Raw genomic sequence first — 17,044 nt, forward strand, 5'->3', positions numbered from 1 at the left:
GCTCCAGGTTATTAGACACGCTCCAGGTTGATCAGGTCGAGGTCTGCCTCCACTTCGCGCCGTGCCGTTTCCACCAAGCTCTTCTGGTGAGTGAAAAGGATGGTCTGGAAGCAGTTACCCGCCGCAGCAAGCGTCCGGATGCCGGCGGCGGTGCGTTCATCATCGAAGGTCTGGAAGATGTCGTCGAGGATGAGCGGCGCTGGCTCGTTTCGGGAGCAGTAGTCTTCCAGGAACGCCAGGCGCAATGCCAGGTAAAGCTGATCGCCCGTCCCTTCGCTCAGACCTGCGAGCGGCACCTGCTCTCCCGTCTTTCGCTCCACAGCCAGTTGCAACTCGTCGCGCTCATCATAAAGCTGGACGAGACGTGCAAAGCGCCCGCCGGTCAGGTCGCAGAAGAGCTGGCCAGCGCGCTGCATCACGGGATCCGCCTGGCGTTCGCGATAGGCCTCCATGGAACTTGCCAAGAGCCTGGACGCGAGCTTCAGCACCACCCAGCGACGCGCCAAATCCCTCGCTTCTTCCTCTGCGGCAAGCTTCTGGAAAACGGCGCGTTCGGCGCCGATACCGGTTTCGAGCTCGCGGCGACGGCGTTGGATGTCGGCTTCGGCCGCACGCAAGGCGGCAATGCGGTCGACCTGATGGCTGTCCTTGGCTTCCAGATCCTCGATCTCCAGCGCTGCAGCAACCCGATCGAACTCGGCGAGCGCAGAACGCGCCTCGTCCTCGCTGGTGCCGTCTGCATGTTCGGCAAAACGAGCACGGCATTGGCGGAGGCTGTCTTCGAGCCGCGCCTTCTGCTGCAGGTCTTCCAGAACACGTGCGAGTTCCTCGACCGGTGCCGATACAATTCGCGCCAGCTCCTCCATCTCCGCGCTGATCGCCTCATGCTCGGCCGCGTGCCGTTCGAGCTGGACTTCCGCTTTCGCCGAGGCTGCAACCAGCCCTTGGCGTTTGTTGGCGTCGGTGTTGGCAGCAGCGGCACGTTCGTTCAGCATTCCGATCGCAACATCGGCGGGCAGCGATGCCAAATCCGGGGCAACCGAGGCGCAGAGCGACCTCACCTCCTGTTCAAACGTCTCCATGTCGCGGCTCATGCCACGCACGCGACGATCGCGGTTTTCCCGTTCGGACAGCTGGTCTGGAACACTGCGCCACACATCAAGCGCAGCAAGCGCCATCTCGACCGTCGCGCCATCGGCAAGGCCTGCGAGCACGGCAGCCTGCGAAAAGTCGAGCCGCCAGCGCTCCACCTGCTTGCGGAGGCCCGTTTCCTGCTCCTCCAGCCGCGCCAGACCCTCTTCCGCCGCATGACGTTTTCCCTGGATAGAGCGGCTTTCGGTCCAGCGTTCGGAGAGCTCCGACAGTCGGCGCTCGAGTGCGCGTGCGAGCGCGGCTGCCGGCAAGGCGGCAGAGGCAAGACCAATGGCATCGGCGACGCCGACCAGCACCGGCGTCAGCGCCTCCTGCTTCAGCCTGACGGCCTCCAGAGCGTCGCGTGCATCGGCAAGCGCGGCAGACAGCGCAGCAATCCCGTCGACACTCCTGCGCCACTCGATCATCCGGTCGGGAGTGGCCGGCGAAACCGGTGCGGCGTGGAAGAGGTCCTGGAACTCGGTGAGCGCGTCAGAGGCCGCGATCTCTGTCTCCTTCAGCGTGGCCTCGCAGGCGTCGATGTCACCCTCCAGTTCGCGATGCCGCAGGGTGAGCTGCGCATGGCGCGACACCCGCTCCGCATCGGCAAGCGCGGCATCCGACAGGCGATCCGCCTCGTTGACCGCAGCAGTCACCTCCTCCAGTGCTGATGAGCCGGGCTTTGCCGCGAAAGCTTCGAGAAGCCCGTCGCGCTTCTTGCGGGCCTCAACGATGTCGTCGCGGGAGACCAGATCACCGGACGCCTCAAGACCGGCAAGCTGATTGGCAACCGCCTTGGCTTCGTCGCGAACACTGGCGAGCTTTTGCGCCGCGCGCAGTTGCTCGCTCTTGGCCGCCTCGATCATCCGTTGGTGCGTGGTAAGCGTCGCGAGATCAGGCAGAGGCGCCGAAAGGAGCCGTTCCAGATCCTTCACAGGCGGATCGAGGCGACCGACGGCCATCGCAAGATCGTTTTCGGCACGCGTGACGCGCACCTGCAGCGCCTCGAGGTTGGTCAGTTCGGCGATCTCGGGGCGCAACGCGGCAAGCTGCTCGATCCACGGCTTCGGGTCGATGAGCCGGCTGTCGACCCCCTCGCCCTGCAGCCGCGACAGAGCGTTCTGCGCATCCTCGGTCTGCTGGCGCAACTGCTTCAGGTTGCGATCGAGGTCGGTCCCCTCTTCCACCAGCTTGCGCAGCCGCGTCAGGTCCGGATCGGTCGGCTGGGCTCGTTTCAGGTCTTCGGGTGACGCAAAGCCCAGCCGCCGTGCCGACTGCAGAAGCTTGTTATCAAAGTCATCCACCTCGCCGCGCACCCGCGCGATATCCTCGCGCGCCTTGACGTAAGCCCCCTTGTCTGCATGAGCGGCAACGATCTTGGGGGCGGCGGCAATCAACGCCTCGTCGACATGCAGCGCGCCCAGTTCATCTCTGAGACGCGAGAGTTCGGCCTCAGCCAAACGCCGCGCTTCGACATTCTGCCGTGCCTTTGCCAGGACCTCTTCAAGTCTGTTCGCGAACCCTGCCGGCAGTTCGGACAGTGCCTGGTAATCGGCAAGCTGGGCCCGTTCCTTGTCAATCTCACGCAGCACCGGTTCAAGCCGCAACAGCTTGCGCAACTGGTCGAGCCTGCGCTTGGTTTCCTGCCGTTCACCAAGGACCGCGGCGAGTTGGGTCTCGATCTCCGTCTGCTCGGCGAGCAGCCTCTTCCAGTCGCCAGACTTGAGCTCGATGTCGCGCTCGGCCTTGCGGGCTTCGTCGTGGGCGTCGAGCACCTGGTAGAACAACCGATCCTTCGATCGACGCGGTCCGTAGATGCCGTCCGCCTCCGCTTCCAGCGACTTGCGCAGGTCGGTCAGCCCGGTGAGGCCCGAGGCGGCCGAGAACAGCAGGCTGCCGATCTCGCCGCCGCTTTTCAGCATGGTTTCGCCACCGGCACGCAGGGAGGTCGAATCAAGGCCGAAGGCGCGTTGGAAGACTTCGCGCGACAGCGTGCCGAGGAACGGCGCCAGCGCATCTTCCGGCAGCGGTTCCTCCGCGTCACTTTCGGCAAGAAGGGTGTTCTTGCGACCGCGCCGGCGGCGGAAGGCCAGCGTGGCGCCGTCACGAGTGGCGATCTCCGCACCGACCCTCAGCGATGTCGGGTCATGCAGGAAGCTCATGCCTGCCGTTGTCGGGAAACCGAACAAGAGGTCGGAGATGGCCGAGAGCGCGGACGACTTGCCGGCCTCGTTCGGACCGTAGATCACATGCAGCTTGGCATCGGGACGGAAGACCAGCTTGCGGTCAGTCAGCGCGCCGTAACGGAGCAGATCAAGATGATTAAACCGCATCAGCCCCTCGCCGCCCGCGCATAAAGAAGATCACGCGCTTCGGCGAGCAGTGCATCCACATCGTCTCCCAGTGGCAGGTCAGCAGCACCAATGCCGCCCGGCAGGCGGGAGACGATCTCGCTGATCCGAGCCTGCGCTTCTGCCAGTACCTCCTGCGGAAAGCCATCGGCCGGTATCAGTCCTTCGATACCCAAGGCGGCCGTCGCAGCCAATCCTGCCTCGGTTACCGGTTCAAGGCGCAGTTCGAGCTTTTCCAGCCAGATATCGGCATGCGCCCGGTGGCACGCGGCCTGCACCTCGTCGCGAAAGTCACCGCGTCGTGACATGATCTCGCTGCGGAAGCGGTTCCTGCCCTCAAGCGTGATCCGCAAGGCGAGCGGACGCTCTTCCATCGTATCCGTCACGGCATCAAGTGCCGTCTCGATCCGCCGCAGGATGGCGGGCGGTGCATCATCTGGCGCAACCTCCACCTTCAGTTGGCCGAAGCGGGCGCCATCGGTGATGACCCGCTCATGCGTGATACGTCCATCCTCGACGGTGACCAGCACCGCACCCTTGGACCCCTGCTCACGGATCGAACGGCCCTGCAGGTTGCCCGGAAAGACGACCAGCGGATCATCATGGACGATCTCGAAATCATGCACATGGCCAAGCGCCCAGTAGTCGTAACCGCGCGAGCGAAGGTCCTCGATCGAGCATGGCGCATATGGCGCATGCGGCTCTCGGCCGGTGAGCGAGGTATGCAGAACGCCGATGTTGAACCAGCCGGTTTCCGGCTTCGGATAGGCGAGCGCCAGGTTCTCGTTCGCCGACCGCTCGGCAAAACCCTGCCCGTGCAGCGCGACCTTCAGGTGTTCCAGCTTGAAGCTGCCCGGCTTGTTGACGGGGAACTCGCTGACATTCTTCGGCAGCGTGATCGTCTTGGTGATCACGCTCTCGGCGTCGTGGTTGCCCTTCAGCAGGAAAACCGGGATGCGGGCGCGCTCCAGCCTTGCCACCTCGCGGTTGAAGAAAAGGCCGATCTTGTTGTCTTTCCAGTCGCCGTCATAGACGTCGCCGGCAACGATGAAGAAATCGACCGACCGCTCGATTGCCTGGTCGACGAGCGTAGAGAAAGCCTTGCGGCTGGCCTCGATGAAGAGTTCGGCGATGGCGGCATCCTTCAAGGCCAGCCCCTGGAAAGGGCTGCCGAGATGCAGGTCAGCGGCATGAATGAAACGGAAAGAGGTCATCGACTCGCTTGATTGGATTGCCCCATAGAGACAGGTGTTTTAGGCAAATGCCGGGCACGAAGAAAGATCATGCATCCGCAGCCTGTGGATAGCCTCAAGCTACGCCCATTTGGAGAACATTCATGAGAAACCACACCTTCGGACGGACATCATTCAACGTCAGCGAGATTGGCTTTGGCGCCTGGCAGATCGGTGGTTCGTGGGGCGACGTCAGTGAAGCCGATGGTCGCGCCGCCCTCGAGGCAGCGCTTGATGCCGGCGTCACCTTCATTGATACCGCCGATGTTTATGGCGATGGCCGCTCCGAAAAGATCATCGCCAATGTGCTGAAGGCACGCGGTGGCGCCCGCCCCATGGTCGCAACCAAGGCAGGACGGCGTCTCGATCCGCATGTCGCGGATGGCTACACCAAGGCTAATCTGGAAAGCTTCATCGACCGGAGCCTGATGAACCTCGAGGTCGACAGCCTCGATCTCGTCCAGCTGCACTGCCCGCCGACGGAGGTGCTGTATCGTCCTGAAGTCTTCGGCGCGCTCGATGAACTTCGCCAAGCCGGCAAGATCAAGAACTACGGCGTCAGCGTCGAGAAGGTTGAGGAAGCCCTGAAGGCAATCGAATATCCGGACGTCACCAGCATCCAGATCATCTACAACATCTTCCGCCAGCGTCCGGCTGATCTGTTCTTCGCCGAAGCCAGGCGCAAGAACATTGCGGTCATCGTTCGCGTGCCGCTGGCGAGCGGCCTGCTTTCGGGCAAGATCTCCCGCGATACCGCCTTCGCCAGCGACGACCACCGCAACTTCAACCGCAATGGCGACGCCTTTGATGTCGGCGAGACCTTTGCGGGCGTGCCGTTCGAAGTGGGGCTCCAGGCGGTTGAGCAAGTGCGCAAGCTGGTTCCGGCCGGCGCCAGCATGGCGGCCTTCGCGCTGAAGTGGATTCTCATGAACGACGCCGTCACCGTCGTCATTCCCGGTGCCCGCAACGCCGAGCAGGCCAAGGGCAATGCCGCGGCGGCCGAGCTTGCGGCAATCTCGGCCGATGTCATGGCGGCCACGAAAGAGATCTATACGCGGCTGGTTGCGCCGCATGTGCACCAGCGCTGGTAGGCCGTCAGCGCCCCTTCCCGGAACGCAGAAGGCCCGGTCGAAACCGGGCCTTCCAGGAGTGCTAAATATCAAAACGTGATGATTAGCTGTTAACAGCGTCCTTCAGGCCCTTGCCGGCCGAGAACTTGGGAACGTTACGCGCAGGAATGTCAACTTCGGCGCCGGTCGACGGGTTACGGCCCTTGGAAGCTTCGCGGCGGGAAACAGAGAAGCTGCCGAAACCAGCAAGACGGATATCGCCGCCCTTCTTCAGTTCGCTCTGTACGGTTTCAAAAACGGCATCGACGGCAGATGCGGCATCAGCTTTGGAAAGACCAGCCTTTTCGGCAACGGCAGATACCAGCTCGTTCTTGTTCATGTTTCCACCCCTTTCTAGGTTTTGGAACGACTCGAAATCAGTTCAGGGCCGACATTAGGTTTCCGTCCGGCCTTGGCAACCCAAAAGCTCCGCTATTGCCTGAAAAACAAGGGGTCTGGGTGCAGATTTCACAAAAAAAGCCGGCTTTTGCCGGCTTTTTAACAGGTTCGGAAGAGCGGAGGGCAAAGCCCTCTGCTCAATGGGCCACGGTGGCGCCGAGATCGTCCACGCCTTCGACGGTGGCGATCACCGGTGTCTCCACCGTGCCGTCCCATTCGATCGGCTCCGGCTCCCGGGTCAGGGCGTGCCGGATGACTTCGCCCATGCGCGAGACCGGGATGATCTCCATGTTGTTCTTCACGTTGTCCGGAATGTCAGCCAGGTCCTTGGCATTCTCTTCCGGGATCAGAACCTTCTTGATGCCACCACGCAGAGCCGCCAGCAGCTTTTCCTTCAGGCCACCGATCGGCAGGACGCGACCACGCAGGGTGATTTCGCCCGTCATCGCGACATCCTTGGAAACCGGGATGCCCGTCATGACCGAGACGATCGCCGTTGCCATGGCGACACCGGCGGACGGACCGTCCTTAGGCGTTGCACCTTCCGGCACGTGAACGTGGATGTCCGACTTGTCGAACTTCGGAGGCTCGATGCCGAAATCGACGGCGCGCGAGCGGACATAAGAGGCCGCAGCGGAAATCGATTCCTTCATCACTTCCTTCAGGTTACCGGTGACCGTCATGCGGCCCTTGCCCGGCATCATCACCCCTTCGATCGTCAGCAGTTCGCCACCGACTTCCGTCCAGGCGAGACCCGTGACAACACCAACCTGGTCTTCGCGTTCGGCTTCGCCGTGGCGGAAGCGCGGGACGCCAAGATAGTCGTTGATGTTTTCGGCGGTGACGGCAACGGACTTCGTCTTGCCCTTGATGATCTCGGTGACCGCCTTGCGGGCGAGCTTCATCAGTTCGCGTTCGAAGTTACGGACGCCGGCCTCGCGGGTGTATTGCTGGATGATGGCCATGAGGGCGTCATCGCTGACCGAGAACTCGTTCGGCTGCAATGCGTGTTCCTTGATGGCCTTCGGCAGCAGGTGCCGCTTGGCGATCTCGCGCTTTTCGTCTTCCGTGTAGCCGGCGATGCGGATCACTTCCATGCGGTCCATCAGCGGCGCCGGAATGTTCAGTGTGTTCGCCGTGGTGATGAACATCACGTCCGACAGGTCGTATTCGACTTCCAGGTAGTGGTCCATGAAGGTCGAGTTCTGTGCCGGATCCAGCACTTCGAGAAGTGCCGAAGACGGGTCGCCGCGGAAGTCCATGCCCATCTTGTCGATCTCGTCGAGCAAGAAGAGCGGGTTCGACTTCTTCGCCTTCTTCATCGACTGGATGACCTTGCCGGGCATCGAGCCGATATAAGTACGGCGGTGACCGCGGATCTCGGCTTCGTCACGAACGCCACCGAGTGCCATGCGAACGTATTCGCGGCCGGTCGCCTTGGCGATCGACTGAGCCAGCGAGGTCTTGCCGACGCCCGGAGGGCCAACCAGGCACAGGATCGGGCCCTTGATCTTCGTGGCACGAGCCTGCACCGCGAGATACTCGATGATGCGTTCCTTGACCTTGTCGAGGCCGAAGTGGTCGAGCTCGAGGATCTTTTCGGCGTTGTTGAGGTCCGTCTTGATCTTCGACTTCTTGCCCCACGGAATGCCGAGCAGCCAGTCGAGATAGTTGCGGACAACCGTCGCTTCCGCCGACATCGGGCTCATCTGCCGCAGCTTCTTGAGCTCGGCGTCAGCCTTTTCGCGGGCTTCCTTGGAGAGCTTGGTCTTGGAGATGCGCTCTTCCAGTTCGGCCATCTCGTCACGGCCTTCCTCGCCGTCGCCGAGCTCCTTCTGGATCGCCTTCATCTGCTCATTGAGGTAGTACTCGCGCTGGGTCTTCTCCATCTGGCGCTTGACGCGCGAGCGGATGCGCTTTTCCACCTGCAGGACCGAAATCTCGCCTTCCATGAAGCCAAGCGCCTTTTCAAGGCGCAGCTTGACGGAAACCGTTTCCAGCATTTCCTGCTTTTCGGTGATCTTGATCGACAGGTGCGAGGCGACCGTATCAGCGAGCTTCGAGTAATCCTCGATCTGGCTTGCGGCGCCAACCACTTCCGGCGAGATCTTCTTGTTCAGCTTGACGTAGTTCTCGAATTCCGAGACCACCGAACGCGACAGGGCTTCCACCTCGACGGCGTCCTCTTCCGGTTCCGAAAGAGTCGTTGCCTTGGCTTCGTAGAACTCTTCCCGACCGGTATAGCTGTCGATCTTGGCGCGCGAGCGGCCTTCAACGAGCACCTTCACGGTGCCGTCGGGCAGCTTCAGGAGTTGCAGCACGTTCGCGACCGTGCCGACCTTGTAGATCGCGGAGGGCTCAGGGTCGTCATCGCCAGCGTTGATCTGGGTTACGAGCATGATCTGCTTGTCGGAACCCATGACTTCTTCAAGCGCACGGATCGACTTCTCGCGTCCGACGAACAAAGGCACGATCATGTGGGGGAAGACCACGATGTCGCGCAGCGGCAGGACCGGATACGTTTCGCCGCCAGGTGCCGCAGACGTTGAATTCGTCATGTTATTTCCTTTCCATCGTCCCGTTTCCGGGAAACGTCCCCAAGCAAACGCCTGGGCACTTCACTCCCGCCCAAAGTGGAGTTTGCGAAAATTGATTTCAAGCCTTGCACGCCGCCGCATGGCAGCAATGTGACAGTGCTTTGACAAGGCCTACACGCCTTGATTACGCGAAACAGCAGAGAACACGGTACGCGATCACCAGCACCTGAGGCTCCTCATGAAAGCCCTGAGCGAAGCAGCCGGGATATCGATGATCATCCGGGTCAGGTTCTAATGCAAGCTCAATAAGATGCAATTCTTCACGAGGCAAAAGTCGTGGATTTGTCTGCCATATCAAACCATTCCCGCCAGACGAAAAAGAGGCCCGAATCGGGCCTCTTCATGATCTTTCGCTGCGGATCGGATCAGGCCGAAACGTTGGCCTTTTCGTCCTGCCGGTCGGCGTAGATGTAGAGCGGACGGGCATTGCCGTTGACCACGTCGTCGGAGATGACGACCTCGCGAACGCCTTCCAGCGTCGGCAATTCGAACATCGTGTCGAGCAGGATCTTCTCCATGATCGAACGCAGGCCGCGGGCACCGGTCTTGCGGATGATCGCCTTGCGGGCGATTTCGCGCAACGCGTCCTCGTGGAAGGTCAGTTCGACATCTTCCATCTCGAACAGGCGCTGGTATTGCTTGACCAGGGCGTTCTTCGGCTCCGACAGGATCTGGATCAGCGCATCCTCGTCGAGATCCTCGAGCGTCGCCAGGACCGGCAGACGACCGATAAATTCCGGGATGAGGCCGAACTTGACCAGATCTTCCGGCTCCAGCTCCCGCAGGACTTCGCCGACGCGGCGTTCGTCCTGGGCACGAACCATCGCGCCAAAACCGATCGAGGTCTTTTCGCCACGGGCCGAGATGATCTTGTCCAGGCCGGCGAACGCGCCGCCGCATATGAACAGGATGTTGGTCGTGTCAACCTGCAGGAATTCCTGCTGCGGATGCTTGCGGCCACCCTGCGGCGGAACCGATGCAACCGTGCCTTCCATGATCTTCAGCAGAGCCTGCTGGACGCCCTCGCCCGATACGTCACGCGTGATCGACGGGTTGTCCGACTTGCGGGAGATCTTGTCGACTTCGTCGATGTAGACGATGCCGCGCTGTGCGCGCTCGACGTTGTAGTCGGCAGCCTGAAGAAGCTTAAGGATGATGTTTTCAACGTCTTCGCCGACATAACCGGCTTCGGTCAGCGTCGTCGCGTCAGCCATGGTGAACGGCACGTCGATGATGCGGGCGAGCGTCTGCGCAAGATAGGTCTTGCCGCAGCCGGTCGGGCCAACGAGCATGATGTTCGACTTGGCAAGCTCGACATCGCCGCCCTTGGAGGCGTGCGCGAGGCGCTTGTAGTGGTTGTGGACGGCGACCGAAAGGATGCGCTTGGCCTGCTTCTGGCCAATGACGTATTCGTCGAGAACCTTGATGATGTCCTGCGGGGTCGGGACGCCATCGCGCGACTTGACCATGGAGGTCTTGTTCTCTTCGCGAATGATGTCCATGCACAACTCAACGCATTCATCGCAGATGAACACGGTCGGGCCGGCGATCAGCTTCCGGACTTCATGTTGGCTCTTTCCGCAGAAAGAGCAGTACAGGGTATTTTTCGAGTCGCCGCCGTTGCTGCCGCTGACTTTGCTCATATCACTTTCCTTCCAGCACTCCGCGCGCTCATCAAAAACGGGCACGGTCCACTTTACCGTTTGCCGACGCGCATCCCCGGTCAGGAGGATTGACGGGCCTTGCGCGCCTGCCTTGCCCTAAAGGTACTCTACCGATCCCAAATCCTACGCGAACCGGCGGCAACGAACCCCTTAAGAACGAATGCTACGTCGAAATAGTTCAACACAGCATTAATACGTACTAATAGCGCTTTCCGAGCCGGTTGAAACCCCACCCCGGTCAAATCCGGGTGAGATGTGCCGGCTCTGCACCACCAGTCAGTCTGCGGAGCCGCCTTCAAGTTCTTGACGCGATGTCAGGATCTTGTCGATGACGCCCCAGTCCTGCGCTTCGTCCGCCGTCATAAAGTGGTCACGGTCGAGGGTTTTTTCAACTTCCTCTAATGTACGACCCGTGTGCTTTACATAGACCTCGTTCAAACGCCTCTTCATCTTCAATATGTCACGAGCATGGCGTTCGATATCGGATGCCTGGCCCTGGAAGCCGCCAGACGGCTGGTGGACCATGATGCGCGAATTCGGGGTGGCAAAACGCATGCCTTTTTCGCCAGCTGCGAGCAGCAGCGAGCCCATCGAAGCGGCCTGGCCGATGCACAGCGTCGAAACCGCAGGCTTGATGAACTGCATGGTGTCGTAGATCGCCATGCCCGCCGTCACGACGCCGCCCGGCGAATTGATGTAGAGGGCGATTTCCTTCTTGGGATTTTCAGCTTCGAGGAAGAGGAGCTGGGCGCAGACAAGCGACGCCATGTGATCCTCGACCGGACCCGTCAGAAAGATGATGCGCTCTTTCAGAAGGCGGGAATAGATGTCGTAGGAGCGTTCACCGCGATTGGTCTGTTCAACGACCATCGGCACCAAGGCCATAGCGGTATCAACTGGGTTTCTCATGTCCGTCCTTTGTCAAGCGAGCTCTGATCCCGGGGCCGAAGGCATGAGCGCTCCGGAATCAATTAGAATGGGTCAATCCCTACATAGAGTGTCAAGGCCCGGTACTTCAAGACGGAGCACCTGATATCCTTAACCACCCAGGATGCTCTCGACGCGGTGTCTAGCGCCTTCTTCGGCCGTGCGTCAGTCGCGCTGGCCCGTCGTCGAGAGGGGAGCACAGCTTTTTGCGGCTGCTTCGTAAACCGGTGATGAACGGCTGTCCCATTTGGCATCACATTACCGCCATGGAGGCCGGATGGGGACGAATTCCTCCGTAATAACCCGGGGCGGCGGCAACGTCCTCTTAAAGCCTCCGTGTCATGGTGAGGCCACTCGTGAGCGAGTATTGGAGTTTCGAGTGGATATCCTGACAGGTCTGATGATCTGGGCTGCGGAAGCAATCACGCTGGCCGTCCTGCTTTGGTCGCGTTGGTTTGCCGAGCGCAAGAACTATTGTCTGACCTGGAGTTGCGGCTTTGCTCTTCATGGGCTGGGTGTCGCTCTTGTTGCAGCGCGCGGGCACATTCCCGATTTCATGTCGATCGAATTGGCGAATGCCATCATTCTGGCAGGCGTCGGCGGCTGGATCGCAGGATTGTTGCAGTTCGACGGCAGGCGAGTTGAAGGTTATGTGGCAGTCCCGGCGCTGATCTGGATCGCCGGCATGTTCCTGACGCCGGTGCGCGAAACCTTCGCGTATCGGGTGGCCCTCGCCAATATGGCGTCCGCAACCGGGTACCTGATCATTTCCGGCCTCCTTCTCAAGCACGCAGGAACCTCGCGCTCCACCCGCCAGATATTGGCTGCACTCATTGGGGCGCAGGCCGTCTGCTCGTTCCTGGTGGCCGGGTCCACGCTTCTTGCCCAATACACCTCTTTCCAGACGGCTCATGTCGCCGGCTGGCTGTTCGTTCCGACTGCGATCTGCTTCATGGCCAGCGTCATGTTCGCCGGGAAACTTCTGGCGGAGCGCACCGAACAGAAGCTCAAGATCCTGGCAAAGACCGATGCCCTGACCGGCGTACTGAACCGGCGCGGGCTGATCGATGAATTCCATGCGCTTCGGGCGCATGTCGATCCTTCCAAGCCGATCATCGCATTCCTGCAGTTCGACCTCGACTTCTTCAAGCAGATTAACGACAAATTCGGACATCAGGCGGGCGACGCGGTGCTGGTCGCCTTCGCAGAGATCGGACAGACGTCGTTGCGCGGGCGCGGATCCTTCGGCCGCATGGGTGGCGAGGAGTTCGCCTCGATCCTGCGGGTGAAAGACATGGTGGAGGCCGCAAGCATTGCGGAAGCCGTGCGGCTCACGATCAAACGCCAGACGGTCTTGATCGGCGAGCACGAGTTGAAGGGTACGGTGAGCGCCGGGATTGCGCTGGCAGTGGCCGAAACCGCCAACCTCGATCTTCTGCTGAGCGCCGCCGACCGCGCGCTCTACACCGCCAAGAATTGCGGCCGTGACCGGTCCGCGATTGCCGACGGCGCCGACATCTCCATCGTGCCCTCGGCCGACCGTCGCGGCGAAGCAGAGGAACCAGGCGACCTGCGCGTGAGCCAGCAGGTGGTGGCGCTGAGGCGGATCGCAGCCATCGGCCAGCCCTCAGCGGTCTTGCCGTAGCCAGCCTGCGACACACATCCCATTGAGGGTTCAATCGGGAGACGTGTCATGCGAGCCAGAAAGACATTCGGTATCATCCTGTCCGTGATCATGGTGGCCGGGACGGCCTCTGCCCAACAGGCATCCGATACGATTGCGCCAGAACGCGCGACAGGCTTCAAGCCGGCGACGCGGACGGAAGCTAAGACCTTCATGGTCGCAGCCGCGCATCCGCTTGCTGCCGAAGCGGGCCGCGACGTGCTAGCCGCCGGCGGCAATGCGATCGACGCGATGGTTGCGGTGCAGACCGTGCTCGGCCTCGTGGAGCCACAGAGCTCCGGCCTCGGCGGCGGGTCCTTCCTCGTCTACTACGATGCAGCCTCTAAGAAGCTCACCACGTTCGACGGGCGCGAAACGGCGCCGATGGAGGCAACGCCAAAGCTCTTCCTCGACGATCAGGGGCAGCCGCTGAAGTTCATGGATGCCGTGGTCGGTGGCCGTTCGGTCGGCACGCCGGGCACCGTGCGACTGCTCGAAGAGGTGCACAAACGCTACGGCAAGGCGGAATGGGCGAGCCTGTTCGAACGCGGGCGGGCGCTCGCCACCGATGGCTTCAAGGTGACGCCGCGGCTTGCTGCGCTCGTGGCGGCCGAAGGCGACCGGCTGAAGACCTACGAGGGCGCCAAGAGCTACTTCTTCGATGAAAGCGGCGCGCCGCTGAAAGAAGGCGACACGCTGAAGAACCCTGCCTATGCCGAGACATTGAAGGCGATTGCAGAGGGCGGCGCGGACGCCTTCTACACCGGCAAGATCGCCGAAGACATCGTCAAGACCGTGCGCGAGGCTCCTTCCAATCCGGGCGTACTGTCGCTTGCTGACCTGCGTAACTATCGCATCAAGGAGCGCGAACCGCTCTGCTTCCCCTACCGGGCGCTCGATGTCTGCGGCATGGGGCCGCCCTCCTCTGGCGCGATCGCTGTGTCACAGATCCTCGGCGTGGTCGAGAACTTCGACATTAAGGCGCTCGGCCCGCAGAATGTCGACAGCTGGCGACTGCTGGGTGATGCGCAGCGACTGGCCTTTGCCGATCGCGAGCGCTACGTCGCTGACACGGACTTCCAGCCGACGCCCATCAAAGGCCTAATCAAGAAAGATTATCTCGGCACGCGAGCCGGCCTGCTCGATGGGGACAAGGCGCTGGCGCCTGACCAGGTGAAGGCGGGCGAGCCGGAATGGGACCATGCGCTTCTGTTCGGGCGGGACGTGGCGCTAGAGCTTCCCTCCACCAGCCACTTCGTGATCGTTGACCGTGAAGGCAATGTCGTCTCGATGACCACGACCATCGAAAGCGGCTTCGGGTCACAGCTGATGACCAACGGCTTCCTGCTCAACAATGAACTCACCGACTTTTCCTTCAAGACGCATGACGGCCAGTTTCCGATTGCCAATCGGGTCGAACCCGGAAAACGCCCGCGTTCGTCCATGGCGCCGACGATCGTCATGAAGGACGACAAGCCGCTTCTCGCCATCGGCTCACCGGGCGGCAGCCAGATCATCGGCTACGTTGCCCAGGCGCTGATAGCCTATGTTGACTGGGGCATGCCGGTCGAAGAGATTGTCGCGCAGCCGCACCTGATCAACCGCTTCGGCACCTATTACATCGAGGCAGGCACGGAAGCAGAGAAACTTGCCGAACCGTTGAAGGCGTTGGGATACGAGGTGAAGGCGGGCGAGATGAACAGCGGCCTGCACGCCATCGAGATCACCGATAACGGTCTCGCCGGCAGTGCCGACCCGCGTCGCGAAGGTGTGGCGCTTGGCGACTGAACGGAGGCTTTCGCTGCGGGAAAGTTTCGGCTAGGCATCGGCCATGGATACCCTGCCCGACTTTCTCCGCATCGACCCCGTCTTGCGACGCGTTTCACTCGATGGTCGCAATCCCGGCTTCTACAGCGACCCGAACCGCGTCTATGCGCTGCTGCACCAGCACTGCCCGACCTTCTATTGGGAGGAGCAGAAGCAATGGTTCTTCACCGGTTATGACCATGTGAACGCCCTGCTGCGCGACCGCAGGTTCGGTCGCCAGATCCTGCATATCGCCAGCCGCGAAGAGATCGGCCTCGCCGAGCCTGAGCCGCATCTCCAGAACTTCGATCTGGCCGAACGCTATTCGCTGCTGGAACTGGAGCCGCCGGAACACACGCGACTGCGCACGCTCGTCAACAGGGCCTTCGTATCCCGCCATATCGAAAGGCTGAGACCTGAGATCGCGGCGCTGGCGGAGAGCCTGATCGACGGGTTCGAGAAGGACGGCCGGACCGAACTCCTCTCCTCCTTCGCCGACATCATCCCCGTCACCATGATCGCGCGGATGATCGGCATCCCGGACGAGATGGGTCCGCAGTTGCTCAAATGGTCCCACGACTACGTCGGCATGTACATGTTCAAGCGGACGAAGGAAGACGAGTTCGCCGCCGACCGTTCGGCCAAGGAATTCGCCGACTACGTCAAAAGCCTGATCGCCGAGCGCCGCCGCCAGCCGCGAGAGGACCTGCTCACCCACATGATCCATACGGAGCACAAGGGGCAGTACCTGACCGATGACGAACTGGTGTCGACCACCATTGTGCTGCTGAATGCGGGGCATGAAGCGACCGTGCACCAGATCGGCAACTCGGTCCGCGTCATCCTCGACAGCGAGTTCGATCCCGCCAACCTGTTTGCTGACGAGGCGGTGACGGAGCGAACGGTCGACGAGACACTGCGCATCTGTGCGCCGGTGCACATCTTCCAGCGCTGGGCGCTCGAAGACGTCGAGATCGACGGTCTGTCCTTCAAGCGTGGGGACAAGGTGAGCCTGATCCTGGCGGCGGCGAACCTCGACCCGAAGAAGTTCTCCGATCCGCTGGCTTTCCAACCCGGGCGCCAGGAGGCGCCGAATCTTTCCTTCGGCGCCGGCATCCATTTCTGCATCGGCGCGCCACTTGCCCGGCTGGAGCTGAATACGGTGCTTCCGATCCTGTTCAGGCGCCTGCCGTCGATGCGCATCGCGCATCCGCCCGTGGTCAAGGATGTCTACCATTTCCACGGGCTGGAGCGGCTCGATCTTGCCTGGTAACGCGGCTTAAGCGGCGACGGGGCTTGCGCTGTAGCGCAAAGCCGGCTTGTTGCGCGACAGGTGCGGGCCGAGCGCCGCCCGAGACTGGCGGAAGCTGTCGAACAGGGCGGCGTCCTCCAGCGAGGGTATGGTGACGAGTTCGTTGCGGTCGAGGCCGGCGAGTGCCGCATCAACCAGGTCGCCCACCTCCATCACCGAGTCCTGCGGCAGGTTATCCATCGACCCGCCGACGCGGTCGAAGATTTCGGTCCGGGTAAAACCGGGCAGAACCGCCTGCACCTGGACGCCAGAATCCTTGAGCTCGGCCGCGAGCGACTCCGTGAGCGCCAGCACGAAGGCCTTGCCCGCTGCATAGGTGCCACTGAACCGCTCGGGCGCCAACGCGACGGCCGAGGCGATATTGACGATTGTTCCCCGGCCGCGCGCGCTAAAGGCGCGTGCTGCGGCAAGCGCCAGCCGGTTGGCCGCAGTGACATTGAGATCGACCATGCGGTCAAGATAAGCAGTATCGGCCTTCAGCAGCGGGCCGTTGGGACCGATGCCGGCATTGTTGACGAGGAGGCTTATCGTCCGGTCGTCGCGCAGGCGGCGGTCAACAATGTCGAGATCGAGGCGATCAGCTAGGTCTGCGCGCAGTACATCTGCGGTGATGCCATGCTGTTGCTCCAGTTTTTCGCCCAGCGCCATCAGGCGAGCGGCATCGCGGGCGACCAGGATAAGGTCATAACCGCGTGCCGCCAACTTCTCGGCATAGCTTGCGCCGATACCAGAGGATGCCCCTGTTACAAGTGCCGTTCCATGTCTTGATCCGCTGCTCATCTTTCATCTCCTGATTTAATTTACTGGCATATGCCACTATTTAAATGAGGAGATGCCTTTGAGGCTGCAAGGG

Annotated in this window: 11 protein-coding genes; 4 read left to right on the forward strand and 7 right to left on the reverse strand. The window is 61.6% G+C overall.

Annotated elements, in window-relative coordinates; all coding sequences use genetic code 11:
- Positions 1–11: 11 nt before the first annotated feature.
- Positions 12–3,464, reverse strand: coding sequence for a YhaN family protein (locus tag M0654_RS16180; protein ID WP_248683999.1), 3,453 nt, complete (start codon positions 3,462–3,464; stop codon positions 12–14).
- The gene (locus M0654_RS16185) at positions 3,464–4,696 is read right to left on the reverse strand and encodes a metallophosphoesterase family protein (RefSeq protein WP_248684000.1); all 1,233 of its coding nucleotides are present in this window, start codon (positions 4,694–4,696) and stop codon (positions 3,464–3,466) included. Before M0654_RS16185 ends, M0654_RS16180 begins: the two co-directional genes overlap by 1 nt.
- A gap of 122 nt (positions 4,697–4,818) precedes the next feature.
- On the opposite strand from M0654_RS16185, the gene M0654_RS16190 reads away from it, so the two are divergent.
- Positions 4,819–5,805, forward strand: a complete 987-nt coding sequence (locus tag M0654_RS16190) for an aldo/keto reductase (RefSeq protein ID WP_248684001.1) — start codon at positions 4,819–4,821, stop codon at positions 5,803–5,805.
- 82 nt (positions 5,806–5,887) lie between these two features.
- Here M0654_RS16190 and hupB read toward each other — a convergent pair whose 3' ends face one another.
- The 4 genes from hupB to clpP form a co-directional block, all read right to left on the reverse strand.
- Positions 5,888–6,163, reverse strand: coding sequence for a DNA-binding protein HupB (hupB, locus tag M0654_RS16195; RefSeq protein WP_118849250.1), 276 nt, complete (start codon positions 6,161–6,163; stop codon positions 5,888–5,890).
- 196 nt (positions 6,164–6,359) lie between these two features.
- On the reverse strand, positions 6,360–8,780 hold the full coding sequence (gene lon, locus M0654_RS16200) for an endopeptidase La (RefSeq protein WP_118849249.1): 2,421 nt from the start codon (positions 8,778–8,780) through the stop codon (positions 6,360–6,362).
- A 404-nt stretch (positions 8,781–9,184) separates the two neighbouring features.
- Positions 9,185–10,462 (reverse strand): ATP-dependent Clp protease ATP-binding subunit ClpX, encoded by a 1,278-nt coding sequence (gene clpX, locus M0654_RS16205; RefSeq protein ID WP_248684002.1) that lies wholly within the window; start codon positions 10,460–10,462, stop codon positions 9,185–9,187.
- 297 nt (positions 10,463–10,759) lie between these two features.
- Positions 10,760–11,392 (reverse strand): ATP-dependent Clp endopeptidase proteolytic subunit ClpP, encoded by a 633-nt coding sequence (clpP, locus tag M0654_RS16210; protein ID WP_118849247.1) that lies wholly within the window; start codon positions 11,390–11,392, stop codon positions 10,760–10,762.
- Between the two features lie 397 nt (positions 11,393–11,789).
- On the opposite strand from clpP, the gene M0654_RS16215 reads away from it, so the two are divergent.
- The 3 genes from M0654_RS16215 to M0654_RS16225 are packed head-to-tail and all read left to right on the forward strand — an operon-like array spanning position 11,790 to position 16,152.
- Positions 11,790–13,055: a GGDEF domain-containing protein gene (locus M0654_RS16215; protein WP_248684003.1), complete on the forward strand. Its 1,266-nt coding sequence runs from the start codon at positions 11,790–11,792 to the stop codon at positions 13,053–13,055.
- 48 nt (positions 13,056–13,103) lie between these two features.
- Positions 13,104–14,861 (forward strand): gamma-glutamyltransferase, encoded by a 1,758-nt coding sequence (gene ggt, locus M0654_RS16220; RefSeq protein ID WP_248684004.1) that lies wholly within the window; start codon positions 13,104–13,106, stop codon positions 14,859–14,861.
- Between the two features lie 43 nt (positions 14,862–14,904).
- Positions 14,905–16,152, forward strand: a complete 1,248-nt coding sequence (locus M0654_RS16225) for a cytochrome P450 (protein ID WP_248684005.1) — start codon at positions 14,905–14,907, stop codon at positions 16,150–16,152.
- A gap of 6 nt (positions 16,153–16,158) precedes the next feature.
- On the opposite strand, the gene M0654_RS16230 is transcribed toward M0654_RS16225, so the two are convergent.
- A complete protein-coding gene (locus tag M0654_RS16230; RefSeq protein WP_248684006.1) occupies positions 16,159–16,971 on the reverse strand; it encodes an SDR family NAD(P)-dependent oxidoreductase in 813 nt (270 codons plus the stop codon).
- Positions 16,972–17,044 lie beyond the last annotated feature (73 nt).

The sequence above is a fragment of the Neorhizobium turbinariae genome (assembly GCF_023223505.1).
GTDB lineage: Bacteria > Pseudomonadota > Alphaproteobacteria > Rhizobiales > Rhizobiaceae > Neorhizobium > Neorhizobium turbinariae.

Coding starts and splice junctions, on each gene's coding strand:
- M0654_RS16180 (WP_248683999.1), bottom strand. CDS start 3,464: ATGCGGTTTAATCATCTTGATCTGCTCCGTTACGGCGCGCTGACTGAC.
- M0654_RS16185 (WP_248684000.1), bottom strand. CDS start 4,696: ATGACCTCTTTCCGTTTCATTCATGCCGCTGACCTGCATCTCGGCAGC.
- M0654_RS16190 (WP_248684001.1), top strand. CDS start 4,819: ATGAGAAACCACACCTTCGGACGGACATCATTCAACGTCAGCGAGATT.
- hupB (WP_118849250.1), bottom strand. CDS start 6,163: ATGAACAAGAACGAGCTGGTATCTGCCGTTGCCGAAAAGGCTGGTCTT.
- lon (WP_118849249.1), bottom strand. CDS start 8,780: ATGACGAATTCAACGTCTGCGGCACCTGGCGGCGAAACGTATCCGGTC.
- clpX (WP_248684002.1), bottom strand. CDS start 10,462: ATGAGCAAAGTCAGCGGCAGCAACGGCGGCGACTCGAAAAATACCCTG.
- clpP (WP_118849247.1), bottom strand. CDS start 11,392: ATGAGAAACCCAGTTGATACCGCTATGGCCTTGGTGCCGATGGTCGTT.
- ggt (WP_248684004.1), top strand. CDS start 13,104: ATGCGAGCCAGAAAGACATTCGGTATCATCCTGTCCGTGATCATGGTG.
- M0654_RS16225 (WP_248684005.1), top strand. CDS start 14,905: ATGGATACCCTGCCCGACTTTCTCCGCATCGACCCCGTCTTGCGACGC.
- M0654_RS16230 (WP_248684006.1), bottom strand. CDS start 16,971: ATGAGCAGCGGATCAAGACATGGAACGGCACTTGTAACAGGGGCATCC.